The sequence below is a fragment of the Streptomyces cucumeris genome (assembly GCF_024295805.1).
Classification (GTDB): domain Bacteria; phylum Actinomycetota; class Actinomycetes; order Streptomycetales; family Streptomycetaceae; genus Streptomyces; species Streptomyces cucumeris.
Genome location: NZ_JANCLX010000005.1, coordinates 312,391 through 339,094 on the forward strand (window position 1 = coordinate 312,391; position 26,704 = coordinate 339,094).

The following is a 26,704-nucleotide window of genomic DNA, read 5'->3' on the forward strand; positions in this document are numbered from 1 at the left end:
GCACTTCGAGGGGCCCGGTCCATGGACCGGGCCCCTCGTTTCCCCTCCCCCAGGGCTTCCTCTCGATCCCCCCGGATCCCTCCCAGGAAGCCCGACGCACCGTACGACCCGCCGGGGCCGGGAAGGGTTGCACGATTTCCGCGAGTTATCGATCTGTTACGCAATGTCAGCCGCCGCGGCCCGCTCCGGGCCGGGAGCGGCGGCCCGGAGAACAATTTCCCGGCGGTGCGACAACCCCGGTCGGGGCCGCACGTCTGGTGGGGTGAAGGCGGGTTTCCACGGCGCGGTCACGGCCCGGGTCCGCCTCTCACCGACCCGTTCCCCTCACTCCGGGAGTCGTTCCGTATGCAGCTCCACCGTTCCCGTCTCTCGCGTCGCCCGCTGCGCACCTGGGTCCTGGGATCCAGTGCCGGACTCGTCCTGATCCTGGGCGGCGGGATCGCCGCCCACGCCACCGGCGGTGACGACGGCGCCAAGCCGCGTCCGAGTCGCACGGAGGCGCCCGCCAAGCCCGAGCCCGCCACCTCCACGGCCAAGCCCAAGCCGTCGGCGACCCCGACCAGGACCGCCGAGCCCAGGCCCTCCGCCTCGCCCACCAGGCCCGCACCGTCGGCGACGCCCACCCCGAAGCCCGCCGAACCCAAGCCGTCGGCGAGCCCCACCAGGTCCAACGGCCGGTGACGCGACGGGGCGGGGCCGGATACCGTTCGGCCCTGCCCCTCAGAGGTGGACGAGGACGATGCAACTCACGTACTTCCTGCCGGGGCTCCACCGCGCGGGCTGGTGGACCCGGCTGCTGCGCCGGGCGCGTACCGCCCCGGACCGGCGCGCGGGACCACCGGCCGCCGAGGCGGACGGAGTCGCCGACAAGCGGCGGCTGCGGCTGCTGGGACCGGTCCGGCCGGGCCGCGACACCGGACCGCGGCCCACCCTGGACGATCTGTACCGGGCCCGGCGGCTGGACATGGTCCGGCTGGCGGTCTCCCTGGTGGACGACCGGCACACCGCCGAGGACGTCGTCCAGGACGCCTTCGCCGCTGTCTGCCGCAGACACGGCGCACGCCTGGACAGCCTCCAGGACGCACACGCCTATCTGCACACGGCGGTGATCAACGCCGCCCGCTCGGTGCTGCGCCGGCGGCGCACGGCACGGGCGTACACCCCGCCGCACCACGCCCAAGGGGCGCCGGTCGACGAACGGATGCTGCTCGCCGAGGAGCACGGGGAGGTCCTGGACGCGCTGGTGCGGCTCACCGAGCGGCAGCGCGAGGTCCTCGTCCTGCGCTACTGGTCCGATCTGACCGAGGCACAGATAGCGGAGGCGCTGGGCGTGTCCCGGGGCACCGTGAAGTCCACCGCGAGCCGCGCGCTGGACACCCTGGAGAAACTGCTGGAGGCGGACGGATGAGTACTCCCCCGCGCGGTGCGGCGGACCGGCCCCGTGCCGTCGAGACCCGGCTGCGCGCCGCGCTCGACGCCCGCGCCCGGCTCATCACTCCGCACTCCCTCGGCCCGGCCGCCCCGCCCACGGGCCCGGCCTGGGGTACGCGGCGGATCCGGCGGGTCGCGGCCGGTGTGCTGGTGGCCGCGGCGGCCGTGGTGGTGGTCTGCGTCCTGTTGCTGCCCACCGGCTCCGGACCGGACCGGGACCGTCCGGCACCGCCCGCCCGCGACCCCCGTACCTCCGAAGCCCCGGCCACCCCCCGGCCCACACCGACGCCCTCCACCGACCCGTCCGCCTCACCGTCCCGGACGGGGGGCCCGCCGCCCACCTCCGCGGTCCCGACGTACCGGTAGCCGGGCCGCGGCCCGGGCCGCCGACGCACCAATTCGCCGCGCTGGACCGCCTGTTATGTTCGTGGCCTTTGCGTTCCGACGGAAGGGTGGACATGAACGGGGCGGTCGAGAGCACGGCGTGGGTGGCACGGGCACAGCGGATGCGGGCCACCGGGCTGGGAATGCTGTTCCTCGCCGGACTGAGCTGGGCGTTCCTGGCCGTGCTGATGTTCACCCCGTTCGAGACCGGGGAGTACTCCAACCACTGTGACGCGCCCGCCTTCCGCGACCGCGTCTACGAGGACTGCGAGCGGGAACGCCCCTGGACGACCATGACCGGGATCCTCGCGGCCTCGGTGCCGGTCGGCATGCTGGGGATGGGGCTCTACACCAGCGGCACCGCGACCCTCCGGGTGCGGGAGTACGTGTCCGAGGTCATGGTCGCCGCCCGGGCGTCCTCCGGTCAGCCCACCGGATCGGGCGGCAGCGGTGACCGGGACGGCGAGGGCAGCACCGAGGACGCGTAGCGTTCGGCGACCTCCGCCAGCACCTCGGCGCCGTCCCGCTCCCACAGCGCCGGGTTGAAGATCTCGACCTCGATGGGCCCGTCGTACCCGGCGGCGTCGACCCGCTCGCGGAACCAGCGCAGATCGATCGAGCCGTCCCCGAGCTGGCCGCGGCCCAGCAGCACCCCCGCCGGGAGCGGGGTGATCCAGTCGGCGACCTGGAAGGCGGCGATCCGGTCCCCGGCGCCCGCCCGGGCGATCTGCGCGGCCACCGTGTCGTCCCACCACAGGTGGTAGGTGTCCACGACCACGCCCACCCGCCCGGCCGGGAACCGCTCGGCCAGGTCCAGCGCCTGGGCGAGGGTGGAGACCACACAGCGGTCGGCGGCGAACATGGGGTGCAGCGGTTCGACCGCCAGCCGCACCCCGCGCTCGGCGGCGTACGGGCTCAACTCGCCCAGCGCGTCCGCGATCCGCTCCCGGGCGCCGGACAGATCGCGGCTGCCGGGCGGCAGGCCGCCGGAGACCAGGACGAGGGTGCCGGTGCCGAGGGCGGCGGCCTCGTCGATCGCGGCGCGGTTGTCGTCCAGGGCGGCCGTCCGCCCGGCCGGGTCGAGGGCGGTGAGGAAACCGCCCCGGCACAGCGAGGTGACGGTCAGTCCGGCGGAGCGCATCAGCCGCGCGGCCGCCTCGGTCCCGTAGGCCCGGACCGGTGCCCGCCACAGGCCGACACCGGGCACACCGGCCGCCACGCACCCCTCGGCCAGTTCGGGCAGCGACCACTGGCGGATGGTCTCCTGGTTCAGGCTCAGCCGCTCCAGCCCGTTCCGGCCGTTCACTGGGCCACCCCCTGGACGTTCAGCAGATGCCGCATCCGCGCCGCGGCCGCCTCCGGATCCGGGAACAGACCGAGGCCGTCGGCCAGTTCGTAGGCGCGCGCCAGATGCGGCAGGGAACGGGCCGACTGGAGGCCGCCGACCATGGTGAAGTGGGACTGGTGTCCGGCCAGCCACGCCAGCAGCACCACCCCGGTCTTGTAGAAGCGGGTGGGCTCCTGGAAGAGGTGGCGGGCCAGCTCCACCGTCGGATCGAGCAGCGCGCGGAACCCCGGCGCGTCCCCCGCGTCCAGTGCGCGGACCGCCTCGGCCGCCACCGGCCCCAGCGGGTCGAGGACCCCGAGCAGGGCGTCGCTTGCGCCGTGGCCGTCGCCCTCGATCAGCTCGGGGTAGTGGAAGTCGTCGCCCGTGTAGCAGCGCACCCCGTCGGGGAGCAGCCGCCGCAGCCCGATCTCGCGGCGGGCGTCGAGCAGCGAGATCTTGATGCCGTCGACCTTCTCCGGATGGGCGGCGATCAGCTCCCGTACGGTGCGGGCCGCGGCGTCCGGGTCGGCGTCGCCCCAGTAGCCCTCCAGCGCCGGGTCGAACATCGGGCCCAGCCAGTGCAGTACGACCGGTTCTGCGACCTGCTTCAGCAGACGGCCATAGACCTCGAGGTAGTCCTCCGGACCCCTGGCCGCGGCGGCCAGCGCGCGGGAGGCCATCAGCACCGCGCGGGCCCCCGACTCCTCGCAGACGGCGAGCTGTTCCTCATAGGCGGCGCGCACCTCGTCCAGCCCGTAGGACCGCTCGGTGGGGGCGAGCTGATCGGAACCCGCGCCGCATACGAGCCGTCCGCCCGCCGCCCGTGCCTCGGCGGCCGAGCGGCGGATCAGCTCGGCGGCCACCGGCCAGTCCAGCCCCATGCCGCGCTGGGCGGTGTCCATCGCCTCGGCCACGCCCAGTCCGTGGGACCACAGATGGCGGCGGAAGGCGAGGGTCGCGTCCCAGTCCACGGCGGCCGGACCGCCGGGTGCGGTGTCGGCGTACGGATCGGCGACCACATGGGCGGCCGCGAAGACCACCCGGGAGGTGAGCGGGGCGCCGCCCGGGGCGAACCGGGCGGGTTCGGCGCACGGCCGGTGGGGGCGGGTCCCGCCGCCCGGCGCGGGGAGGCGGAGGATCACAGGGTCAGCTCCGGTACGTCCAGCCGGCGGCCCTCGGCCGATGACCTCAGCCCCAGTTCGGCGAGCTGGACACCGCGGGCGCCCGCCAGCAGGTCCCAGCGCCATGGTTCACCGAGCGCCACATGGCGCAGGAACAGCTCCCACTGTGTCTTGAAGCCGTTGTCGAACTCCTCGTTGTCCGGGACCTCCTGCCACTGGCCGCGGAAGGACTCGGTGGCCGGGAGGTCGGGGTTCCAGACCGGTTTGGGGGTGGCCGAGCGGTGCTGGACGCGGCAGCCGCGCAGCCCCGCGACGGCCGAGCCCTCGGTGCCGTCCACCTGGAACTCCACCAGTTCGTCGCGGTGGACGCGGACCGCCCAGGAGGAGTTGATCTGCGCGATGGCGCCGCCCTCCAGGCGGAAGATGCCGTAGGCGGCGTCCTCGGCGGTCGCGTCGTACGGCTTGCCCCGCTCGTCCCAGCGGGTGGGGATGTGGGTGGTGGACTGCGCCTGGACGCTGCGCACCGGGCCGAACAGCTCGTGCAGTACGTACTCCCAGTGCGGGAACATGTCGGTGACGATGCCACCGCCGTCCTCCGCGCGGTAGTTCCAGGACGGCCGCTGGGCGTCCTGCCAGTCGCCCTCGAAGACCCAGTAGCCGAACTCGCCGCGCACCGAAAGGATCCGGCCGAAGAATCCGCCGTCGACCAGGCGCTTCAGCTTCAGCAGTCCGGGCAGGAAGAGCTTGTCCTGAACGACCCCGTGCCGGACCCCCGCCGCGTTCGCCTGGCGGGCCAGTGCCAGCGCCGCGTCCAGACCGGTGGCCGTGGGTTTCTCGGTGTAGATGTGCTTGCCCGCCGCGATGGCCTTCTTCAGCGCGTCCTCGCGGGCCGCGGTGACCTGTGCGTCGAAGTAGATGTCCACACTCTCGTCGGCCAGTACGGCGTCCACATCGGTGGACACGTCGGCGACGGGATCGAGGCCGTGGCGCTGGGCGATCGCCCTCAGGGCGTCCTCCCGGCGGCCGACGAGCAGGGGCCGTGGCCAGAGCACCCGGCCGTCGCCCAGGTCGAGTCCGCCCTGTTCCCGCAGGGCGAGCAGGGACCGGACGAGATGCTGGCGGTAGCCCATCCGGCCGGTCACACCGTTCATGGCGATCCGCACGGTCTTGCGTGTCACGTGGCTTCTTCTCCTCACGGGACGGCACGGTAAGCGCTTTCGGGGTCGTTCACGCTAGTCTCCCCCCATCACCCTGTACAGATGGGACACCCCGGTCGTCATCGGACAGTTCGCGCCATGTGACGGGGTCCGGTGCCGGGTGGCGCCGACCGGACGTCGGACCGCAACGGTTGGGCCAACGCCCCCGATCCCGGCCACGGTGACGGTGGGCAGTGAGACCATGGAGCCCGCCCCACCGGCGCGTCCGGCGTACCACCCGGTGACCAACCGACGGAGGAAACATGGCAGTGACCCTGGCCGATGTGGCGGCTCGGGCTCGGGTCTCGGCGGCCACCGTGTCGCGTGTCCTGAGCGGCAACTACCCGGTCGCCGAGTCCACCAGGACCCGGGTGCTGCGTGCCGTCGATGAGCTGGAGTACGTGGTCAACGGCCCGGCAAGCGCTCTCGCCGCTGCCACGTCCGATCTGGTCGGGGTCCTGGTCAATGACATCGCCGACCCTTTCTTCGGCATCATCGCGGGCGCGGTGCAGTCCGAGATGGGCGCGCCCGGCGGCGGACCGGGGCGCGGGGGCGAGAAGCTGGCCGTCATCTGCAGTACGGGCGGGTCGCCCGAGCGTGAGCTGATGTACCTCACCCTGCTCCAGCGGCAGCGCGCGGCGGCCGTCGTGCTGACCGGCGGCGCGGCCGAACAGCCCGATCACGCCGCCGCGGTGGCCACCAAGGTCTCCCGGCTGGCCGCCTCCGGCACCCGGGTGGTGCTGTGCGGACGTCCGCCGCTGGAGGACTCGGTGACCCTCGCCTTCGACAACCGGGGCGGGGCGCGCCGGCTGACCGAGCATCTGGTGACCCTCGGCCACCGGCGGATCGGCTATGTGGCGGGACCGTCCGAGCGCACCACCACCCGCCACCGGCTGGAGGGCCACCTCGCGGCGCTGGCCGCGGCCGGGCTGGACGAGGACGCCGAGCGGCTCACGGTGCACGGTCTGTACGACCGCCCCTCCGGTTATGACGCCACCCTCGAACTGCTGCGCAGGGACGGTGACCTGACCGCGATCGTCGCCGCCAACGACACCATCGCACTCGGCGTCTGCGCGGCGCTGCGCGACCGGGGGCGGCGGATACCCGAGGACGTGTCGGTCGCGGGCTTCGACGATCTGCCGTTCAGCGCGGACGCGGTGCCCTCGCTCACCACGGTCCGGCTGCCGCTGCACGAGGCGGGCATACGGGCGGGACGGCTGGCGCTGGGGCGCGAACCGCAGCCGCCGGGCGGGGTGGCGATGGTGCGCGGCGAGCTGATGGCGCGGGCGTCCACGGCGCCGCCGCCGCGGGGCTGACGCCGCGCGGCTGACGCCCTCTCACGTAACGCTCCCCTCTGGCGGGTTGGCTCAGGCCGTGTCTTGTGGATCACCCCGTCACCCGTCCGGCGCACCCGTCCGGAAAACCGCTCGCGCGGCTGTGCCGGGGCGGCGAGGATCGGCCCACACGGACGCGCGTGAGCGCGCGCATGAGCAAAGGGTGTCCCCTGACCACGCAGCACGTCATCCACTGGATCCACTGGACCGAGGACGGCCGGTCCCACTCCGCCCACTGGCGCTCCGAGAGCGGCACCCCACCGCCCGCGCGGGTCGAGATCGCCGACGACCGGACGGCCGCCGACACCGCCTACCGGATGGTCTGCGAGGGCACGGCGCTGCTGTGGCGTGGCGACTACCGGGGCGCGCGGCAGCTACTGACGGCGGTCGCCCGCCGGGTCGACCGGGGCCCGCGCCGGGCGCGGGGGCGGCGGGTCCCGGCGGGCTCCCCCGCCTCTCCCGCCGAGGCGTTCCACCGGCACCGCCAGGCGCAGTCCCGGCGGGCCCGCCTGCTGGGCATGCTGCTCGTGCCGCTGGACGCCGACTTCGGCGTACCGCTGCGCCGTGCGCCCGACGTACGGGAGGCGTGCGCCGCGGCGTACGGCTCCTCGGACGCGCCGTCGGTCACCTCGCTGCGCGAGTTACTGGGGTTGATCGGCGCATACGAATGGCGTCGCAAGGGCGTCGAGGTACCGGCGCTGGGCGGCGACCGCGTCCATCCGCACTACGGGGTCTTCTCCCCGGTGCGCGGCGAGTACGTCGGCCTGGTGGCCGACGCGCCGCTGCCCCCGGGCGGGACGGCGTTCGACATCGGCACCGGCACGGGTGTCCTCGCGGCCGTACTGGCGCGCCGCGGGATCGCCCGGGTGGTGGCCACCGACCAGGACCCCCGGGCGCTGGTGTGCGCCCGGGAGAACGTCACCCGGCTGGGCCTGTCCGACCGGGTGGAGGTGGTCCGGGCCGATCTCTTCCCACCGGGCCGCGCCCCGCTGGTCGTCTGCAACCCGCCCTGGGTCCCGGCACGCCCCTCCTCCGCGGTGGAGTACGCGGTGTACGACCCCGGGAGCCGGATGCTGCACGGCTTCCTGGACGGCCTCGCCGCGCATCTCACCCCGGGCGGGGAGGGCTGGCTGATCCTGTCCGACCTGGCCGAGCACCTCGGACTGCGGTCGCGCGCGGAGCTGTTGGCCGCGATCGAGGGGGCGGGCCTGACGGTACGGGCCCGCCACGACACCCGCCCCGTCCACCCCCGCGCGACCGCCCCGGACGACCCCCTCCACGCGGCCCGCGCGGCAGAAGTCACCTCCCTCTGGCGCCTGACCACGTCCTGAGCGGAACCGCGGGTGCGAGCGCGTCGCCCCGGGCGAGGCGGGAGCCCACACGCCCGGCGGCGACCAGGGCCGCACCCGCGGCGCGGGGCCGCCGCGCTGGCCGACAGGCTTCCCGCCGTACGGTCACACGGCGGAACGCCGGAAGGCCCGGCAGGACACGCGACTCCCGCCCTGGCCAGGCCCGCGTCCCGCGCCGCCCACGCCGCCGGGCACAGGGACCGCGGCGGAGGCCCGGGCCCTTCCCCGGCACCGGGACGCGGACACATGACCGCTCGCTCCCCGGCCGACCCGGCCCGCAGCCGAAGCCAGGGTTACGCCCGTGCCCTCCGCATGACCAGCGGGCCCCGCCCTACGGTCACGCCGCGAAGGCCCGGCAGGGCGCACGGCCCGCACCGAGGGCCGGAACGACGCCCGCGCCACCCCGCCGCCGGACGGTCGCGGGAAAGCGGAGGGGCTTCCGGCAGCACCGGGACGCGGACACATGACCGCTCCCCGGCCGACCCAGCCCGCGCACGCCCCGCAGCCGGAGCCAGGGTTACGCCCGCACCCTCCGCATGACCCGCAGGCCCCCGCCATACGGTCACGCCGCGAAGGCCCGGCAGGGCGCACGGCCCGCGGGGGAGGGCCGGGCCCTTCGTTTCCCCGGCGCCGGAGCGCGGACACAACACCGCTCGCTCCCCGGCCGACCCGGCCCGCAGGGCGCACACGCACGCCAGAGCCAGGGTTTCGCCCGCACCTTCCGCAGTGCGGGGCCGCCGCATGACCCGCAGGCCCCCGCCATACGGTCACGCCCGGCAGGACGCGCGACTCCCGCCGGGCCCGGACGGCGTCCCACGCCACTCCGCCGCCGGACGCCGGGCGCGCGGGGAGGGCGGGCCATCCGCTCCCCCGGCGCCGGGGGCGCGGCGCACGACCGCCCGCTCCCGCTCCCGCGGCCGGGATGCCGCCCGCAGGGCCCCGCCGCGGACATCGCGTCCGGCCGGCGTTGCCGGGCCGGGCCCGGCGGGCCGCGCCGCCTGCGGCGGAGACGCATAGACGCTCTGGGGCCGGGCACCCGATCAGCCACCGCCCCGGCGGGTCCGGTCCGCCGGCCGGGGGCGGGCAGTCGCCCGGCCGACCGGCACGGCGGGATTGACCCCGCCCGTGCCCCTGCTTAGCGTCCCGTTGAAGATCCCCGACGAGCAACGGAGCCCTCATGAAGCTCGCCTTCTCCACCCTCGGCGTCCCCGGTATGGCCGTGCACGACGTGGTCCGGCTCGCCGCCGACAGTGGGTATCACGGAGTGGAGCTGCGGGCCCATCCCGAGGAGCCGGTGCATCCGGGGATCGGGGGCGCGGAGCGGGCGCAGGTGGTGGAGGAGTTCGCCGGGGGCGGGATCGACGTACTGGCCGTGGCCGGGTACGCGCGGGTCGCCGCGGCGGGGCCCGACGAGCCGGTGCTGGCCGAGCTGAGCGGTCTGGTCCGGCTCGCGCACGATCTGGGCGCGCCCCACGTCCGGGTGTTCCCCGGCGGCGGGGACCAGGACATCGCGGAGGCCGACGCCACCGCCGCCCGGCGGCTGGCCGCCGCCGCGCCGGAGGCGGCCGGGCTGGGGGTGCGGCTGCTGCTGGAGACCCATGACTCGCATCCGGCCGGTGCGGACGCGGCACGGATCCTCGGGCCCGTCGGACACGGCAGTGTCGGGGCGCTGTGGGACGTGATGCACACCTGGCTGGCCGGGGAGGACCCCGCGACCAGCTATCCGGCGCTCGCCCCGCAGCTTGGCTATGTGCAGGTCAAGGACATCGCCTCGGCCGACGACACCACCCCGCTGCCGCTGGGCGCCGGGGTGCTGCCGCTCACCGAGTGCGTGGAGCTGCTCAGCCGTGAGGGCTGGGACGGCTGGCTGTGCTGGGAGTACGAGAAGCGCTGGTACCCGCAGGCTCCGGAGCTGCCGGGACTGCTCGCTCCGGGCCGCGAGCATCTGCTGCGGCTGCTGGCCGACGCGGCCTGAGCAAACGGCCGAGCGGCAGGCCCGGCCCGGACGCATCACGCTGCCCGAGCGCCGCGCGCGGCCCGCGCGCCCCGCGCCACCGGGCCGCCGGGAGCGACGTCAGCGCCACCCCGCCGACCAGCAGCGCGGCCGCCAGCCAGCGCGCCGGGCTGATCCCCTCCCCCAGCACCAGCGCCGCCGAGGACATCCCGAAGACCGGCACGAGCAGCGAGAAGGGCGCGACCGCCGAGGCGTCGTAAGTACGCAGCAGGAAACCCCACACCCCGAAGCCGAACACGGTGGTGACCCAGGCGACATAGACGATCGTGCCCGCCCCGGCCCAGTCGATCCGGGCCAGCGCCTGGAGATCGGGGTCGGCGCCCTCGAACATCAGCGAGAGGCCGAGCAGCGGCAGCACCGGCACCAGGCTCACCCACACCATGAAGGCGAGGGCGTCCGGCGGTGCGGCCTTGCGGGTGAGGACGTTGGAGACGCCCCAGAAGGCCGCCGCCGCGATCACCAGCACAAAGCCGAGCAGCGGTCCCGAGGTGCCCTCGTCGGCGGCGGCCACCGCGATCCCGGCGAGGGCGACGCCCATGCCCAGCAGCCGTACCCGGGTGGGGCGTTCGGCCAGGAAGACGGCGGCGAAGAGCGCGGTGAAGACCGCCTGGATCTGGAGCACCAGTGAGGAGAGACCGGCGGGCATCCCCTCGTGCATCCCGATGAACAGCAGCCCGAACTTGGCCACGCCCAGCGCGAGTCCGACCCCGAGGACCCAGCGCCAGGCGACCTTGGGCGGTCCGACGAAGAACACCGCGGGCAGCGCGGCCACCAGGAACCGCAGGGCGCAGAAGAGCAGCGGGGGGAAGTGGTCGAGCCCCACTTCGATCACCGTGAAGTTGACGCCCCACGCGGCCGCGACGAGGACGGCGAGGGCGATGTGTGCAGGTCGCATGGGTCGAGGATCACGTCCCTCGACCTTGTAGCACCAGCGCGGATATCTGCATGGTTGGATACAGCGAATGTGAAAGGTGCCATCAGCGCACCCGGTGAGAGGGAGGGCGGCCCATGCTGGATCTGGCCCGGCTGCGGGCTCTGCACGCGGTCGCCGTGCACGGGTCGGTGAGCGCGGCGGCGACGGCGCTCGGCTACACCCCGTCCGCGGTGTCGCAGCAGATCGCCAAGTTGGAGCGGGAGACCCGCACCACCCTGCTGGAACGCCAGGGCCGGGGCATCGCGCTGACCGACGCGGCCCGGCACCTGGCCGCCACCGCCCAGCAGTTGCTGGCCATCGTCGAGCAGGCGGAGACGACCCTGGAGGAGCGGCGCGGCCGGCCCACCGGGCGGCTGGTGATCGGCGCGTTCGCCACCGCGGCACGCGGTCTGATGCCCCCGGTGCTGGCGCGGATGCGCGAGGAGCACCCCTCGCTGGACGCCCGGCTGCTGGAGGTGGACCCGCATCTGTCGGTGGACCTCGTGGCGCAGGGCGTGATCGACATGGCGGTCGCCCACGACTGGGACATCGCGCCGCTGCCCGCCCCGGAGGGCCTGGAGCGGGCGGTCATCGGGGACGACGCCTGCGACATCCTGGCCCCGGCCGGACATCCGCTGGCCGTACGCGGCCGGGAGCGCCCGCTGAGCCGCGACGATCTGCCGGGCCGGCGCTGGATCTGCCAGCCGCCGGGGTCGGTGTGCCACGACTGGCTGGTCCGTACGCTGCGGGCGACGGGCCATGAACCGGACCTCGCCTACCAGGCGGCGGAGAACCACACCCAGGTCGCGCTGGTCGCGGCCGGTCTCGGTATCGCCCTGATGCCCCGTCTGGGGCGCGGCACGCTGCCGGAGGGGGTGACGGCGGTGCCCCTCGAACCGGTCCCGGTGCGACGGCTGTACGCGCTGTGGCGCACCGGCGCCTCCCGCCGTCCCGCCATCACCGAGACCGTCCGTCTGCTGCGCGAGCTCTGGCCCCAGCGCACCACGTGAACCCCTGCCCCGGCCGGGCTCCATGGCCCGGCCGCCCCGGCTCGGCTCGCCGGCCCGGCCGGGCCCACTGGCCTGCCTGACGCGGCAGAAGGTCCGGTTCCCGGCGCGGGCCGGGAGACGCTGTCACCATGGGCGGGTGAGTCCCGCTCCTCACCACGGCGAGAGCGCCGCGTCGCACCCGGAACCGGCCCACCGCGTCCGCCACGCCCGCCGCGCGGTGGCGGCGTCGCTGCTGGCCGTGTCGCTGATCGCCGTCTCCGCCGCCTGCGACCGGCAGGACCCCGCCCCCGGCACGCACCCCTCCGCCAGCTTCCCCAGCGCCTCCGGCACCTCCCCGTCCCGTCACGACGGGCGGATCGACACCGGGTCCGCCCATGTCACCAGCGGCTCTGGCGGGGTCCCGGAGGTCCACGCCGTGCTCCGGAACGAGGCCGAGCTCAGCGCCTTCGCCCACCGCTTCGGCAACCGGGCAGACGCCATCACCGACGCGGCCCGGACCACCGACTTCTCACGGACCGCACTGGTGGGCTGGTCCCTCACCACCGGATGCGCGAAGTGGCCGTCGGCGACGCTGCGGCGGTCCGGTCAGCGGCTGACCCTCATCGCCGGACGGCATCCCCCACCACCGCCGGAATGCTTCGTACCGTTCCATCTGATCGCCGTCTTCACCGTACCGAAGGAACGACTTCCATCAGAACCGGTCTTCTCCCGACCGAAGTTGAACCGAAAAGGCGATTCCCATTGACCCGGGTCCGCTGTGCACTGAACCGTGTCATAGCAACCGCCAGCCGCCCCCTCCACCCCGACGGAAGGAGTGCGGGTGCCCGAGCCCACGTCACGCCGCGCCCTGCTCGCCGCCACCGCCGCCACCGTGGCCGCCGCCGCGACCGCCTGCGCACCGGGGGCGTCCGGTAACGCCCCGGCGCGCCACCCGTCCTCCGCCACCACCTCCCCGGCCCGCTCCGGCGGCGGGGCGGGCGCGGCCGGGGAGCGGACCGCGGCGCGCCGCGAGGGCACCGCCCGTAGCCGGCACCGCGACCGCGTCGACGCGCTGATCGGGCGGATGACGCTCGACCAGAAGATCGGCCAGCTCTTCGTGATGCGGGTGTACGGGCACTCGGCCACCGCACCCGACCCCGCCGATGTCGCCGCGAACCAGAAGGAGCTGGGCGTCGCCAACGCCGCCGAGCTGATCGCCAAGTACCACGTCGGCGGGATCATCTACTTCGGCTGGACGCACAACATCCGCGATCCCCACCAGGTCGCCGCACTCTCCAACGGCATCCAGAAGGCCGCACTGCGGGACCGCCGGGCCCCCGTGCCCCTGCTGCTCTCCACGGACCAGGAGCACGGCATCGTGGCCCGTGTCGGGGCCCCCGCCACGCTCCTGCCCGGCGCGATGGCGCTCGGCGCGGGCGGCAGCGCGAAGGACGCCCGCACCGCGGGCCGGATCGCCGGGGCCGAACTGGCCGCCCTCGGCATCCGCCAGGACTACGCCCCGGTCGCGGACGTCAACGTCAATCCGGCCAACCCGGTGATCGGGGTGCGGTCCTTCGGGGCCGATCCGCGGGCTGCCGCCCGGCTGGTCGCCGCCCAGGTCGCCGGGTACCAGAGCGCGGGGGTGGCGGCCACGGCCAAGCACTTCCCCGGGCACGGCGACACCACCGTGGACAGCCATGTGGGACTGCCGGTGATCACCCACTCCCGCTCGGAGTGGGAGCGGCTGGACGCGCCGCCGTTCCGCGCCGCCATCGAGGCGGGCATCGACTCGATCATGACCGCGCATCTGCTGTTCCCGGCCCTGGACCCGGCCGACGACCCCGCCACCCTCTCCCGGCCCATCCTCACCGGTGTGCTGCGCGAGGAACTCGGCTACGACGGTGTGGTGGTCACCGACTCGCTCGGCATGCAGGGCGTACGGGAGAAGTACGGGGACGACCGGGTGCCGGTGCTCGCGCTCAAGGCGGGTGTGGACCAGTTGCTGAATCCGCCGGACCTGGCCGCCGCCTGGCGCGGGATGCACCGGGCCGTCCGGGAGGGTGAGATCACCGAGGCCCGGATCGACACCTCGCTGCGGCGGATCCTGGAACTCAAGGCGCGCCGCGGCCTGTTCGACGACCCGTACACCAGCGCGCGGGAGGTGGACCGCACGGTGGGCACCGCCAAGCACCGCGCCGCCGCCGACCGGATCGCCGACCGCACCACCACGCTGCTCACCAACCGCGAGGGGCTGCTGCCGCTGTCCCGCAAACGCCACCGCCGCGTCCTGGTGGTGGGGGTGGACCCTGCCGCGCCGTCCGGCACCGGCGGGCCGCCCACGGCCGTGCTCGCGCGCGCCCTGAGCGGGCTCGGCTTCACGGCGGAGGCGCTGTCCACCGGTACGGGCACCGCGCCGGACCCCTCGCCCGCCCGGATCGACGAGGCGGTCGCGGAGGCCCGGGACCGGGACGCGGTGGTGGTGGCGACGTACAACGTGGGCGCCGGATCGTCGCAGCGGACCCTGGTCGCCGCGCTGGTGGCCACCGGGACGCCGGTGGTGCACCTGGCCGTCCGCAACCCGTACGACATCGCGCGGCTGCACGGCGCGGACACCGAGCCCGGGGCATCGCTCGCCGCATACTCGTGGACGGACGTGGAACTGCGCGCGGCGGCCGGGGTGATCGCGGGGAAGACCGATCCGCGCGGACGGCTGCCGGTGGCGGTCCGGGACGCGGCCGAGCCGTCCCGGGTGCTCTACCCGATCGGGCACGGTCTGTCCTACGACTGACCCGGCTGACCGCGGAGAGCCTGAGAAACGGAAGGGGCCGGGGGCTGCCGCCCCCGGCCCCGTGGACCCCCGTCCCGCCGGAACGGGGACGAGGGATCCGGACCGCTTACGGCCGCAGCACCGGATGGCGCTCGACGTCCCGCTTGTCCAGCCGCTTGTCGGACGGCGCCAGCGGCTTCCCGGCCGGGGAGACCCCCGCCCACCGCTGGACCGCCGCGGTGGCCTTGGCCTTCTCACCGGCGGTCAGTCCGGCGATGTTCGAGCCGTGGTTGCCGCCCGCGACGGTGTAGACGTAACTGTCCTCGGAGCCCTTGCCGAGCCGGAACGGCTCCGCGCCCCACGGGTCGTTCTGCCCGTACACGAACATCATCCGCTGCGAGTCATGGCGCACCCAGTTGTCCACGTCGCGCATCGCCCGGTTCTTGAAGTGCATGGGGATGTCCCGGGGGACGTAGTTGCGCGGGGCGTAGATGCCGGGGTAGCGCAGCAGCCCGTCCAGGTGGGGGGTGCGGAAGGTGGGCGAGCCCAGTTCGGTGCCCGCCTGGTAGTAGTACGGCGTGTAGGTCTCCAGGCCCTGGTCGGTGTAGGCCGAGAAGCCGGAGATCGTGTCGATGAAGTCATAGAGCTCATCGGTCGTGGCGGTGGCCGCGGGGACATCCGCGCAGTCCTTCTCCAGGCTGTACTGCCAGAAGGCCCACACCAGGTCCAGGACCACGTTCTCGTACGCCTTGTCGGCGCTGCCGATGACGGAGAAGGTCTGCTTCTCGTCGTCGGCCCACTTCTGGTAGCGCGCCACGATCTCGTCACGGCGCACCAGCGCCTCGCGCTGGACCGCGTTGAGCTTGGAGCGGCACTCGGCGGTGCCGACGCCGCGGAAGAACCGGTCGTAGGCCGAGTCCTCCTTGTTCACCACGTCGTTGGGGGCGACGTAGGCGACCGTTCCGGCCATGTCGCGCGGGAAGAAGCGGCGGTAGTAGGTCGCCGTCATCCCGCCCTTGCTGCCGCCGGTGGCCAGCCACCTCTCACCGTAGACGGGCTTCAGCGCCCGGTAGAGGCGGTGCTGGTCACTGGCTGCCTGCCAGATGTCCAGCTTCGACCAGTCGGCGGGCTGCGGCCGGGACGGCGTGAAGAATCGATACTCCATCGACACCTGGTTGCCGTCCACGAGCTGCGTCGGCTCACTGCGGCGCGGCGTGGTGGTGACGTTGTAGCCTGAGGTGTAGAACACCGTCGGCCGGTCGGTCGCCTTGTGCAGCAGGGTGAACCGCTGCTTGAAGGTCCCCTTCGACGGATGCCGGTGATCCACCGGCTGGGTGTAGTTGAAGACGAGGAAGCGGTAGCCCTCGTAGGGCTTCTCCTCGACAAAGCTCATCCCCGGAATGGCGAGGACGCGTTCCTTGATGTCCGACTGCTGGGGCGCGGCCGGGCGCGCGGAGGCGTTCCCCGCCCCCATTCCGGCCGCCCCCACGAGTATCACCAGCGACAACAGCCATCTGAGCGCCTTGCCCATGCGGCCTCCTCTTCTTCTTCCCCTGGTTTCCCATGAATTCGCACAGGTCGCCGAGAACCTACTCGGGCCACACCCGGACCCGCTAGTGGTCTCTCCCCCATACCAACCCACGTCCGGATACGGAGAGTTGTTACCCCCGCCCTCTTTCGTAGCGGGCTGTGATGGCCCATGCTGCGTACATGGACCGAGACGAACGGCACGACCGGAGTGAACGGGCCGAGCGGCTGACGCGGTATCTGACGGAACTGCAGGAACGGATCGATCCGCGCTCGCTCGAGCTGCTGATGCGGCTGCTGCGCGAGCTGAGCACATCACCGGCCGTCCGTGGGGGCACCTATGAGCTCGGTATGGGACCGGAGGAGAAAGAGCTGTTCACCCCTGCTCTGCAGGCCGAACTGCTGGTGCTGTTCGGTCTGCTCACCTCTCAGGACGAGCGGGTGGTGGTCGACCTCGGCGACAGTCCGCACGCCAAGGGGATGAAGGTGCTGGTGCCCGAGGAGCGCGCGGGTGACCCCGATTATCTGCACCGCCACAAGCAGCGGGTGGCCGCCGAGGCCGAGCAGCGGGAGCGGGACCGCCTGGAGGTGGAGGGCATCGCGCGGGTCAGCGGGATGGAGCCCTGACCCTCACCCAGCGTCACTCCTGACGAACGCCGAGAGTGACGGCGGGCGGGGGCGATCGGCCCGTACGAGCGGACCGGCCGCGCCCCGCGTCGGCTCATCCGGCGCGGGACGTATGACGGCCTGCGAGACCGCCTACGCGCCGACCGGGGCCGCCTCACCCGTGAAGGTGCGCCACAGCGCGGCGTAGCGGCCGTCCCGCGCCACCAGCTCCTCATGGGTGCCGTCCTCGACGACCCGGCCGTGGTCCAGGACCACCACCCGGTCCGCCCGGGCCGCGGTGGTCAGCCGGTGGGCGACCACCAGGGTGGTGCGGCGTCCCGCCAGCCGGTCGGTCGCCTGGTTGACCAGGGCCTCGGTGGCCAGGTCCAGTGCGGCGGTGGCCTCGTCCAGCAGCAGGATGTCCGGGTCCACCAGCTCCGCCCGGGCCAGCGCGATCAACTGCCGCTGTCCGGCGGAGAGATTGCGTCCGCGCTCGGTGACCGGGTGGAGATAGCCCCCGTCCAGCGAGGCCACCATGGCGTGCGCGCCGACCGCCCGCGCGGCCGCCTCCACCTCGGCGTCGCTCGCGTCGGGCCGCCCGTAGGCGATGGCGTCGCGCACCGTACCGGGGAAGAGATACGGCTCCTGGGGGACGACGCCCAGGCGGTTGCGGTAGCCGGTGAGGTCCAGTTCGCGCAGGTCCGTACCGTCGACGCGGACCGCGCCCCCGGTCGGGTCGTAGAACCGGGCCACCAACTTGACCAGGGTGGACTTACCCGCCCCGGTCTCCCCGACGAAGGCCACGGTCTGGCCCGCGGGGATCGTGAGCGAGACGCCCGACAGCGCCTCCGCGCCCTCGTCGCCGTAGCGGAAGCGCACCTCGTCGAAGGTGACGTCACCGCGGACGGCGGAGACCGTGCGCGGTGTCCCGGCCGCCGGGGTGCTGGTCGGCTCCCGCAGCAGCTCCTGGATCCGGCCGAGCGAGACGCTGGCCTGCTGATAGCCGTCGAAGACCTGGGAGAGCTGCTGCACCGGGGCGAAGAACAGGTCGATGTAGAGCAGGTAGGCGACCAGCGCGCCCGCGGTCAGCGTGCCGTCCCCGACCCGTCCGGCGCCCACGATCAGCACCAGCGCGGCGGCGGTGGACGACAGGAGCTGGACGAACGGGAAGTACACCGAGATCAGCCACTGGCCGCGCACCCGCGCCTGGCGGTAGTCGTCGCTGCGCCCGGCGAACCGCTCCCGGCCCGAGCCCTCGCGGCGGAACGCCTGGACGATCCGCAGACCCGCCACGCTCTCCTGGAGGTCGGCGTTGACCACGCTGACCCGTTCACGCGCCAGCTCATACGCCTTGACGCTCTGTCGCCGGAAGAAGACGGTGCCGATGACCAGCGGCGGCAGGGTCGCGAAGACCACCAGCGCCAGCTCGACGTCGATCACCAGCAGCGCGACCAGGATGCCGAAGAAGGTGAACAGGCTGACCACGGCGGTGACCAGACCGGTCTGGAGGAACGTCGACAGGGCGTCCACGTCCGTGGTCATCCGGGTCATGATCTTGCCGGTCAGCTCACGCTCGTAGTAGTCGAGTCCGAGCCGCTGCAACTGCGCGAAGATCTTGACGCGCAGCGCGTAGAGCACCCGTTCACCGGTGCGTCCGGTCATCCGGGTCTCACCGATCTGCGCCGCCCACTGGGCGAGGACGACGACGAGCGCAAGCCCGGAGGCGGCCCAGACCGCCCCCAGGGCCAGCCGCTGGACACCGTCGTCGATGCCGTGCCGGATGAGGACCGGCAGCAGCAGCCCGGCGAGCGCGTCGATGGTCACCAGCAGCAGGGAGATCAGCAGCGGCGCGCCGAAGCCGCGCAGCAACTGCCGCAGCCCGTACGCCGTCTCGGGGCGCACGGCGCGCTCCTCGTCGACGTCCGGGGTGTCGGTGGCGGGCGGCAGGGCCTCGACCTTGGCGAGCAGATCGGGGGTGGCGGGCATCCCGGCGAGCGCCCCGGCGATCCCGGGGGCGGGCGCGGCGGCAGGGGCGGGGGCGCCGTCCCGCCCGGCCGGTGCGTCCTCCTCGTCCGTGCGCCGCACCCACAGTGCGGGGGTCACGGCGGGGACGGCGCCGTCGGCCGCGGCGGCCCGCTCGGGGTCGTCACCGCCGTGCGGACGCCGCCGTGCGGCCGCGGTCAGCCCGGCCAGATCGGGGGCGCACCGCTCGTCGGCGGACGGTCCGTCGGAGGCGGCCGGGAACGGGCATGCGGAGGCGTCCCGGTGGCCGTCGAGCTCCGGTTCGGCCAGACCGGTGGCCGATGCCTCACCGTCCAACGCCCCGGCCGCGGTCAGCCGCCAGGGCTCGTCGGTCCGGTCCGCCGCCGGGGCGCTGTGGTCCGGGTCGTCACCACCGCGCGGGACCGGCCGGCCGGCGGGGTCGCGGCTGACGCCGCCGAGCTCGTCCGGGTCGGTGAGCAGCCGCCGGTACAGCGCGCACCGTCCGCGCAGCTCCTCGTCGGTGCCGATGTCCACCAGCCGGCCGCGGTCGAGGACCGCGACCCGGTCGGCGAGGGCGAGGGTGGAGAGGCGGTGGGCGATCAGCAGGGTGGTGCGCCCGGCCATCACCCCGCGCAGCGCCTCGTGGATCTCGTGCTCGACACGGGCGTCGACGGCCGAGGTGGCGTCGTCCAGGACCAGCAGCCGGGGGTCGGTGAGGATCGCGCGGGCCAGCGCCAGGCGCTGGCGCTGGCCGCCGGAGAGGGTGAGCCCCTGCTCGCCGACCTGGGTGTCGTAGCCGTCGGGCAGTCCGGCGATGAAGCCGTCGGCCTGGGCGGCGCGGGCGGCGGCCCGGATCCGCTCCTCGGTGGCGTCCGGCAGTCCGTAGGCGAGGTTGGCGCGGACCGTGTCGGAGAAGAGGAAGCTGTCCTCCGGCACCAGCCCGATGGCCGCGCGCAGCGAGGCGTAGCTCAGCTCGCGCACATCGTGGCCGCCGACCCGGACCGCGCCGGAGGTCACGTCGTAGAAGCGGGGCAGCAGCATCGACAGGGTGGACTTGCCGCTTCCGGAGGCGCCGACGACGGCCAGGGTCTCCCCCGGTTCGATGCGCAGCGAGACGTCCGAGAGCACCGGGCGGTCGGCGTCGTAGCCGAAGGTGACCCGGTCGAACTCGACGGTGGCGGGCGCGTCCTCGGGCAGCTCGCGGGCGTCGGGGCGCTCGGCGATGGCGGGTTCGGTGTCGATGAGCTCGAAGACGCGCTCCACTCCGGCCCGTGCCTGCTGGCCGACGGTCAGCATCATGGTGAGCATCCGGACCGGGCCCACGAGCTGGGCGAGATAGGTGGAGAAGGCGACGAAGGTGCCGAGGGTGATCTGCCCTCGGGTGGCCATCCAGCCGCCGAGCGCCAGCATGGCGACCTGGCCGAAGGCGGGGACGGCCTGGAGGGCCGGGGTGTAGCGGGAGTTGAGCCGGACGGTGCGCAGCCGGGCGGCGAACAGCTCCCTGCTGACCCCGCGCAGCTTGCCGGTCTCCTGGCCCTCCTGGCCGAAGCCCTTCACCACGCGGACGCCGGTGACGGCCCCGTCGACGACTCCGGCGACGGCCGCCGCCTGCCCCTGGGCGTACCAGGTGGCCGGGAACAGCCGGACCCGGCTGCGCGAGGCGATGATCCACAGGGCCGGGGCGACGGCCAGCGCGACCACCGTGAGCAGGGGTGAGAGCACCGCCATCACCACGAGGGAGACCAGGAAGAGCAGCACGTTGCCGATCATCATCGGCACCATGAACAGCAGGCCCTGGATGAGCTGGAGGTCGCTGGTGGCCCGGCCGACGATCTGGCCGGTGGACAGCTCGTCCTGGCGTCTGCCGTCGAGGCGGGAGATCGAGGCGTACATCTCGGTGCGCAGATCGTGCTGGACGTCGAGCGCGAGCCGTCCGCCGTAGTAGCGGCGGACGTAGGTGAGGCCGTAGACCGCGAGGGCGGCGACGATCAGGAGGGTGGCCCAGGGCGTCATCGACCGGTCATGGCCGACGATCACATCGTCGATGATCAGTTTGGTGACCAGCGGGACCAGTGCCATGACGGCCATACCGCCCAGCGAGGAGCCGAGGGCCAGCAGCACATTGCGCCGGTACCGCCAGCTCCAGCGGGTCAGCCGCCGCACCCAGCCCTGTTGTGTCCCCGGCTCATCCGCCGCCACGTCCGTCACCCCGTGTCCCTCCGACTCTCCAGTCCTGCCGGAAGGCACCAACACACGGCCGGGCGGATTTCATCCTGCCGCAACAAAAGCCGTCCCGGGCGGACACCAGGAGTGGCCGGATCATGCCGCCGCGCTGTCCTCCGGTGGCGCGGTGACCGCGGCGCAGCGCGTGGCGATCTCGTCCATGCCGAGGCCGAGGGTGGCGGCCAGGGTCGCGATGGTGAAGAAGGCGGGAGTGGGGGCCCGGCCGGTCTCGATCTTGCGGAGGGTCTCCGCGGAGATCCCGGCCGCGGCGGCGATCTCGGCCATGCTGCGTTCGCCCCGGGCCTGCCGCAGCAGGGCACCGAGGAAGCGGCCGCGTTCACGTTCCAGCGGGGTGAGAGGGGTGCGCACCATGACCGTGATACTAATACCGGTATAAGAATTGGGTCGCCGGGGGCTCGCCCCGGCGGTGACGGAAGGCAGCACCCCCATGGTGGAGATCAAGACCGATGCGTCCCTGGACGCCATGCGCGAGGCGGGCCGGGTCGTGGCCACCGCCCTCGCCGCCGTCCAGGAGGCCGCCGCGGTGGGCGTCTCGCTGCGGCAACTGGACGAGACGGCGCGGACCGTGCTGCACGAGGCCGGAGCGGGCTCCCCCTTCCTCGGCTACCGCCCGCAGTTCGCCCCGACCCCCTTCCCGGCCGTCATCTGCGCCTCGGTCAACGACGCGATCGTCCATGGCATCCCGAACGACTACCGGCTGTGCGACGGCGACCTGGTGAGCATCGACTGCGGCGCGACGGTGGACGGCTGGGCCGGTGACGCCGCCGTGAGCTTCATCGTCGGCACCCCGCGCCCGGAGGACCAGCAGCTCATCGAGACCACCCGGCGGGCCCTGACGGCGGGGATCGAGGCGGCCGTCGTCGGGGCGCGCCTCGGGGACATCTCGCACGCGGTCGGCGCGGTCGGCCGTGCCGCGGGCTACGGCATCCCCGCGGACTTCGGCGGTCACGGCATCGGCCGCCGGATGCACGAGGACCCGCCGGTGCCCAACGAGGGCCGTCCCGGCCGCGGCCTGCCGCTGCGGCACGGTCTTGTGCTGGCCATCGAGCCGATGTTCATGGCCGGCGGGCGGGACGACTACACCGCCGACCCCGACGGCTGGACGCTGCGCACCGTCGACCGCACCCGGGCCGCCCACTGCGAGCACACGGTGGCCATCACCGAGGACGGCCCCCGTGTGCTGACCGCGCTGTGACCCCGAGAGCCCGGCGCGGCGGCGGGGCCGCACCGCGCACGATTGCGGACAAGGGCGCACGGGGGATCGGACGGATGCACGCGGAATCGGTCCGATGCGGACTGTTCACCACCGAACCGTTCATCAAACATTGATGGCCGCTCGGGATGATCGCACCGAGCGATGACCCGATACGGGAGGGTGATGACCGGGATGGTGCTTGCCTACGACAACATCCCGCCCGCCGAGCGGTTCGCGGCGTGGCGCGCCCTGTCCGAGGAGGTGTCCATCCCGGTGGAGCTGCGCTCGGACCACGAGGACGACTTCGACGCCACTATGCGGGGGGTCGGTCTGGGCGAGGTCTCGCTCTCCTACACCTCCGTACCGTCCCTGCGGAACAGCCGGTCGGCGGCGCATATACGGCGCTCGGACCCCGAGCTCTACCACCTGCTGCTGGTGGTGCGCGGGGAGACCGATCTGTCGCACGCGGGGTGCAACACCACGCTGGGCAGACGGCAGTTCATGCTCACCTCCACCTCCCGGCCGTACCACGGGGCCAGTGTGCGGGGCCGGGTGGAGGAGATGTCGGTGGCGATCCGCCCCGCACTGCTGCCGTTCCCGCCCGGTGAGCTCGACCGGCTGCTCGGACGGTCCCTGTCCGGGCGCGAGGGGATCGGGGCGATGCTCGCCGACTTCCTCACCCGGCTGGCGACCGAGGGCGACCGGCTGCGTCCTTCCGACGCGCCGCGGCTGGGCACCGTCCTGCTCGATCTGCTCACCGCGCTGCTCGCGCATGAACTCGACGCCGGGGAGGGCCGCGACACCACCGCCGTCACCCCGGAGAGCCGGCGGCGCGCCCTGTTCCTGCGGATCGAGGACTTCGTCCAGCGCAATCTGCACCGGCCGGAGCTGAGCCCGGCCTCGGTCGCCGCCGCCCACCACATCTCGCTGCGGTACCTCTACCGCCTCTTCGAACAGCGGGGCCACACCGTCTCGGCGTGGATCCGCGCCCAGCGGCTGGAGCGCTGCTGCCGCGATCTCGCCGATCCCGCGCAGAGCGCCACCCCCATCCACGCCATCGCCGCCCGCTGGGGGTTCAGCCACGCCGCGGACTTCAGCCGCGCCTTCCGCGGCGCCTACGGCGTCGCGCCCCGGGACTTCCGCCAGGAGGCGCTGGTCGCAGGCAGGCAGGGCTCCCCCCGTCGAAACCCTGCCTACCTGACCTGATCAGCATGGCCCGCCGGGGGCGGGGGTGTCGTTGGCATACCTTGCACAGTTCTTGACACCCTGTGCACGCCATCGCTGCGCATGCCGCCGCCGGGCGGTCAGTGCTCGCGCGTGACCCTCAACTCCGCGACGCCCGCCCGCTTCTTGTCGTCCGACGAGCGCACCGTCACCCGGACGTAGCGGGCCGGTCCCGCACCCGCCGGACGCCAGTGGCGCCCGTCGAGCGAGGTCCGCACCCGGTACGAGGCGGGCCGCACCGAGGTCCACTCGGGGCTGATCTTCGCCCCGCGCACCACCCGGCCGAGGTCGGCGGTGAGCGTGCCCTCGGCGGCGTTCGGCACCCAGGCGGTGGCCTTGCCGCCGTCCACGGCGGCGCCCGCGTACATCCCCGGCTCCTCCGAACTCGCCGTCGCCTTCCCGCAGCGGGCGAGATCGTCCGTCGGCTTCAGGTCCGGACGGCGGGTCGGGAGCACCGCGGGGGCGTCCCGGCGCACGGTCCGCTTCCCGCCCCGCGGCGTCTCGATGGTGAACGGCGCACCGCCGGTCAGCCGGACGGTCGTCTCCCGCGGGCCGATCGCCACCTCGTAGGTGCGCCCCTGCCAGCGCAGTCCGCGCAGGGTGACACCGTCGTGGAGCTGCGGCGGCAGCATCGGGTCCAGCCGCACCCGGTCCTCCTCCGCCCGCAGCCCGGTCAGCCCGTGGGTGAAGACCTGGAGGAAACCGCCCTTGCCGGTCAGGAAGTCCTGCGCCGGGGAACCGGACAACGGGTCCTGCGCACCGGCCTTCCGCCCCCGCGCCTCGGAGAACTGGTGGAACGGACCGCGGACGAACGGCTTGATGGAGCGCATCAGATAGGTGTACGACGAGCAGCCGGGCTCACCGATGGCGGCGGCGTCGATGGCGTGCACCGAGTCCGTCATGGCCGGGCCGTCGGGGTCGGTGTGCCCGGCGTAGTAGTCCAGGGTCCGGGCGGCGGTCCGGCCCTTCATGGGCCACTGGAGCGGGTACATCAGCAGCACGGTGTCCGCCTGCTTGATCATCGATCCTTTGTAGCCGCGGTACTGCTGGAAGACCCCCTTCTTCTTGTCGTAGGGGATCCGCAGCCGGCCGGCGATCCGGGTCCAGGCGGCGGGGGCGTCCTCGCCCAGCAGCCGGGCGGCGCGAGCGGCGTGGCGCAGTGCGGTGGCGGCGCCCGCGTCGGTGAAGACCGCGTCGTCCACACCGTTGCTGTACTCGTCCGGTCCGGCCACGTTCTTGACGGAGTAGCTGCCGTCGTCGTTCCGGGTGGCACGGCCCGCCCAGAACTCGGCGATCCCCTTGAGCACCGGCCAGCCGCGGTCGCGCAGCCAGCCACGGTCCCCGGTCGCCTGGTAGTACTGCCAGGCGGCGAGGGCGATATCGCTCTGGAGGTGGTTCTGGGTGCGGCAGTGCGGCGGGTCCCAGCTATGACACTCGGTCCACAGCCCGCCCTTGCTCGCACTGGTCCAGGGGTAGAACAGCCCCGAGTAGCCCAGCTTGCGGGCGTTCGCCCGGGCGCCCACGCGGGTCTTGTAGCGGTACTCCACCACGGACCTGGCCAGTTGGGGATGGGTGGCCAGCAGCCCGGGGTACATCCAGGTCTCGGCGTCCCAGAAGACCAGACCACCGTAGTTGTCGCTGGTCAGCCCGGTGGGCGCGATGCTGTTACGGGATCCGGCACGGGTGGCGGACAGCAGTCCGTACTGGGCCGAGCGCACCCAGGAGCGCAGTTCGGCCTGGTCGCGCCCGGCCACCTCGATGTCCGAGCGCCACAGCTTCCGCCAGGCGGCGGTGTGCGACGCGAACAGCGCGTCCCAGCCCCGGTCCGCGGCGCGCCGGGAGGCGGCGAGGGCATCGGCGCGCGGGGCGCGGGAGGTCAGGGCGGTGTCGACGCCGACGTACTTGGTGAAGGCGTAGGAACGGCCGCGCCGGACCGGGAAGCGCAAACCCTGATGCGCGCTCAGCTTCCCGGAGGCGCCGGGCGTTCCCTGGGCCCGCGCCCGCACCCCGTGGCCGGGGCGCAGGGTGGAGGCCACGGCCCCGTCGGTACGGGTGCCGTCGGTGCGGAATCCGACGTCCACCGAACCGCCCCGGTGGGCACCGCCGCCGGTCCCGGTCAGCCGCCGGGCGCCGCGTCCGTCGAGCCGGTCGGTGACCGTGGCCCGGCCGCTCCAGTGCGGGGTCATCCGCAGCCGTACGGCGCCGACATGGGCATCGCGGCGGTCGGCGAGGACGTCGTAGGTGAGATCGGTGGCCCGGCCGTCGGACGCGGTCCAGGTGAGCGAGGTGCGCACCAGACCGCAGCGCATCAGGACGGTCTGCCGGTAGTCGGAGATCCGGCCCGGGGACGTCCCGGGGCCGAAGGTCTCGCCCGCGGCGCCCCCGGTGGCCACCTCGAGGGTGGTCCAGCTCGGGATGGCCGCGGCGACCTGCCGGTCGTCGGTGGTCTTCTTGTTGTGCGCGTAGAGCCCGGAGACGAAGGAGCCGTCGTAGCGCGGGGTGAACAGCGGCCAGCCGGTCTTGTCACCGCCTCCCGAGTAGCCGGTGCCCTGGGGCGGCACCCGCTGTCCGAGATAGCCGTTGCCGACGTAGGCGTGGTAGCTGTCCTTCGGATCGATCCGGTGGGACGACAGCGACCAGCCGTCGGACGGGCGCCCGCCGGAGTCATCCGTACAGGACCCGGCGGCACCCCCTTCCGCCGCGGACGGTGCGGACACGGGTCCTGCCGAAGCCGTGGGCACCGCCGCGATCAGCCCGCAGACGACGAGCGGTGCGATCAGCCGGGCGGCGCGGGGCGGCCGGGGGGTGGAGTACGTCATTGTTCTCCGTCGTGGTTCGCCGATGACGGTCGCAGCGACCATAAAGAGGTGAACACAACGGGTCAATGGATCAGCGAATGTCTTCAATGCATGAACACAACTTCACAACTGGATGTCCTGCATGGGGCATTCGCCCGGCTCCGACCCTTCCGCTGACGACAGGGGAGCGGCAGTCACCCGAAGGCATGCGGAGCCCCCTGCGCCGCCGGGGCGGGGGGGCCCCGGGGGGGGGGGGGGGCGCGGCGGGGGGGGGGGGGGGGGGGGGGGGGGGGGGGCACCCC

Annotated in this window: 20 protein-coding genes and 1 pseudogene; 13 read left to right on the top strand and 8 right to left on the bottom strand. The window is 73.7% G+C overall.

Features of this window, described 5'->3' with window-relative positions:
- The first annotated feature begins 345 nt into the window (after positions 1-345).
- The 4 genes from NMK44_RS10235 to NMK44_RS10250 all read left to right on the top strand — a co-directional run bounded on the left by NMK44_RS10235 (position 346) and on the right by NMK44_RS10250 (position 2,303).
- Positions 346-681 carry a hypothetical protein gene (locus tag NMK44_RS10235; RefSeq protein WP_254740641.1) on the top strand — a complete coding sequence of 112 codons (336 nt, stop codon included), beginning with the start codon at positions 346-348 and terminating at the stop codon, positions 679-681.
- Between the two features lie 58 nt (positions 682-739).
- Positions 740-1,408, top strand: a complete 669-nt coding sequence (locus tag NMK44_RS10240) for a sigma-70 family RNA polymerase sigma factor (RefSeq protein WP_254740643.1) — start codon at positions 740-742, stop codon at positions 1,406-1,408.
- On the top strand, positions 1,405-1,797 hold the full coding sequence (locus NMK44_RS10245) for a hypothetical protein (protein ID WP_254740645.1): 393 nt from the start codon (positions 1,405-1,407) through the stop codon (positions 1,795-1,797). The genes NMK44_RS10240 and NMK44_RS10245 overlap by 4 nt, the downstream gene beginning before the upstream one ends.
- Before the next feature lie 92 nt (positions 1,798-1,889).
- Positions 1,890-2,303 carry a hypothetical protein gene (locus tag NMK44_RS10250; protein ID WP_254740647.1) on the top strand — a complete coding sequence of 138 codons (414 nt, stop codon included), beginning with the start codon at positions 1,890-1,892 and terminating at the stop codon, positions 2,301-2,303.
- Here NMK44_RS10250 and NMK44_RS10255 read toward each other — a convergent pair.
- Genes NMK44_RS10255 through NMK44_RS10265 form a run of 3 tightly spaced genes read right to left on the bottom strand, consistent with a single transcriptional unit; the run spans position 2,240 to position 5,441 of the window.
- A complete protein-coding gene (locus tag NMK44_RS10255; RefSeq protein ID WP_254740649.1) occupies positions 2,240-3,121 on the bottom strand; it encodes a sugar phosphate isomerase/epimerase family protein in 882 nt (293 codons plus the stop codon). The genes NMK44_RS10250 and NMK44_RS10255 overlap by 64 nt on opposite strands.
- Complete coding sequence (locus NMK44_RS10260; RefSeq protein WP_254740651.1) at positions 3,118-4,284, bottom strand: dihydrodipicolinate synthase family protein; 1,167 nt, start codon at positions 4,282-4,284, stop codon at positions 3,118-3,120. Before NMK44_RS10260 ends, NMK44_RS10255 begins: the two co-directional genes overlap by 4 nt.
- The gene (locus tag NMK44_RS10265; RefSeq protein ID WP_254740653.1) at positions 4,281-5,441 is read right to left on the bottom strand and encodes a Gfo/Idh/MocA family protein; all 1,161 of its coding nucleotides are present in this window, start codon (positions 5,439-5,441) and stop codon (positions 4,281-4,283) included. The genes NMK44_RS10260 and NMK44_RS10265 overlap by 4 nt, the downstream gene beginning before the upstream one ends.
- A 281-nt stretch (positions 5,442-5,722) precedes the next feature.
- Here NMK44_RS10265 and NMK44_RS10270 point away from each other — a divergent pair, with 281 nt between their 5' ends.
- The 3 genes and pseudogenes from NMK44_RS10270 to NMK44_RS10280 all read left to right on the top strand — a co-directional run.
- Positions 5,723-6,775, top strand: a complete 1,053-nt coding sequence (locus NMK44_RS10270; protein WP_254740655.1) for a LacI family DNA-binding transcriptional regulator — start codon at positions 5,723-5,725, stop codon at positions 6,773-6,775.
- A gap of 170 nt (positions 6,776-6,945) precedes the next feature.
- A complete protein-coding gene (locus NMK44_RS10275; protein ID WP_254740657.1) occupies positions 6,946-8,124 on the top strand; it encodes a methyltransferase in 1,179 nt (392 codons plus the stop codon).
- A 1,231-nt stretch (positions 8,125-9,355) separates the two neighbouring features.
- Positions 9,356-9,994: pseudogene (locus NMK44_RS10280) on the top strand (sugar phosphate isomerase/epimerase family protein); the annotation flags it as partial.
- Here NMK44_RS10280 and NMK44_RS10285 read toward each other — a convergent pair.
- Positions 9,984-11,051 (bottom strand): EamA family transporter, encoded by a 1,068-nt coding sequence (locus NMK44_RS10285; RefSeq protein WP_428849360.1) that lies wholly within the window; start codon positions 11,049-11,051, stop codon positions 9,984-9,986. The pseudogene NMK44_RS10280 and the gene NMK44_RS10285 overlap by 11 nt on opposite strands.
- Before the next feature lie 113 nt (positions 11,052-11,164).
- On the opposite strand from NMK44_RS10285, the gene NMK44_RS10290 reads away from it, so the two are divergent.
- The 3 genes from NMK44_RS10290 to NMK44_RS10300 all read left to right on the top strand — a co-directional run bounded on the left by NMK44_RS10290 (position 11,165) and on the right by NMK44_RS10300 (position 14,846).
- Positions 11,165-12,079, top strand: a complete 915-nt coding sequence (locus NMK44_RS10290; RefSeq protein WP_254740661.1) for a LysR family transcriptional regulator — start codon at positions 11,165-11,167, stop codon at positions 12,077-12,079.
- A gap of 136 nt (positions 12,080-12,215) precedes the next feature.
- Positions 12,216-12,824 (top strand): hypothetical protein, encoded by a 609-nt coding sequence (locus NMK44_RS10295; protein WP_254740663.1) that lies wholly within the window; start codon positions 12,216-12,218, stop codon positions 12,822-12,824.
- A 75-nt stretch (positions 12,825-12,899) separates the two neighbouring features.
- Positions 12,900-14,846, top strand: coding sequence for a glycoside hydrolase family 3 protein (locus NMK44_RS10300; RefSeq protein WP_254740665.1), 1,947 nt, complete (start codon positions 12,900-12,902; stop codon positions 14,844-14,846).
- A 106-nt stretch (positions 14,847-14,952) separates the two neighbouring features.
- Here NMK44_RS10300 and NMK44_RS10305 read toward each other — a convergent pair whose 3' ends face one another.
- A complete protein-coding gene (locus tag NMK44_RS10305; RefSeq protein ID WP_254740667.1) occupies positions 14,953-16,356 on the bottom strand; it encodes a S28 family serine protease in 1,404 nt (467 codons plus the stop codon).
- 179 nt (positions 16,357-16,535) lie between these two features.
- Here NMK44_RS10305 and NMK44_RS10310 point away from each other — a divergent pair, with 179 nt between their 5' ends.
- Complete coding sequence (locus NMK44_RS10310) at positions 16,536-16,979, top strand: hypothetical protein (RefSeq protein ID WP_254740669.1); 444 nt, start codon at positions 16,536-16,538, stop codon at positions 16,977-16,979.
- Between the two features lie 132 nt (positions 16,980-17,111).
- Here the strand turns inward: NMK44_RS10310 and NMK44_RS10315 are convergent, their stop codons facing one another.
- Both NMK44_RS10315 and NMK44_RS10320 read right to left on the bottom strand, forming a co-directional pair.
- Entirely contained in the window at positions 17,112-21,149 is a 4,038-nt protein-coding gene (locus NMK44_RS10315) for an ABC transporter ATP-binding protein (RefSeq protein WP_254740670.1), read from the bottom strand.
- A gap of 111 nt (positions 21,150-21,260) precedes the next feature.
- Positions 21,261-21,536, bottom strand: a complete 276-nt coding sequence (locus tag NMK44_RS10320; RefSeq protein WP_254740671.1) for a helix-turn-helix domain-containing protein — start codon at positions 21,534-21,536, stop codon at positions 21,261-21,263.
- A 76-nt stretch (positions 21,537-21,612) separates the two neighbouring features.
- Between NMK44_RS10320 and map the strand changes: the two genes are divergently transcribed.
- Complete coding sequence (map, locus tag NMK44_RS10325) at positions 21,613-22,380, top strand: type I methionyl aminopeptidase (RefSeq protein ID WP_254740672.1); 768 nt, start codon at positions 21,613-21,615, stop codon at positions 22,378-22,380.
- Positions 22,381-22,563: 183 nt separating this feature from the next.
- The gene (locus tag NMK44_RS10330) at positions 22,564-23,586 is read left to right on the top strand and encodes an AraC-like ligand-binding domain-containing protein (RefSeq protein ID WP_254740673.1); all 1,023 of its coding nucleotides are present in this window, start codon (positions 22,564-22,566) and stop codon (positions 23,584-23,586) included.
- Positions 23,587-23,684: 98 nt separating this feature from the next.
- On the opposite strand, the gene NMK44_RS10335 is transcribed toward NMK44_RS10330, so the two are convergent.
- Complete coding sequence (locus tag NMK44_RS10335; RefSeq protein ID WP_254740675.1) at positions 23,685-26,423, bottom strand: glycosyl hydrolase family 65 domain-containing protein; 2,739 nt, start codon at positions 26,421-26,423, stop codon at positions 23,685-23,687.
- Between the last annotated feature and the right edge of the window lie 281 nt (positions 26,424-26,704).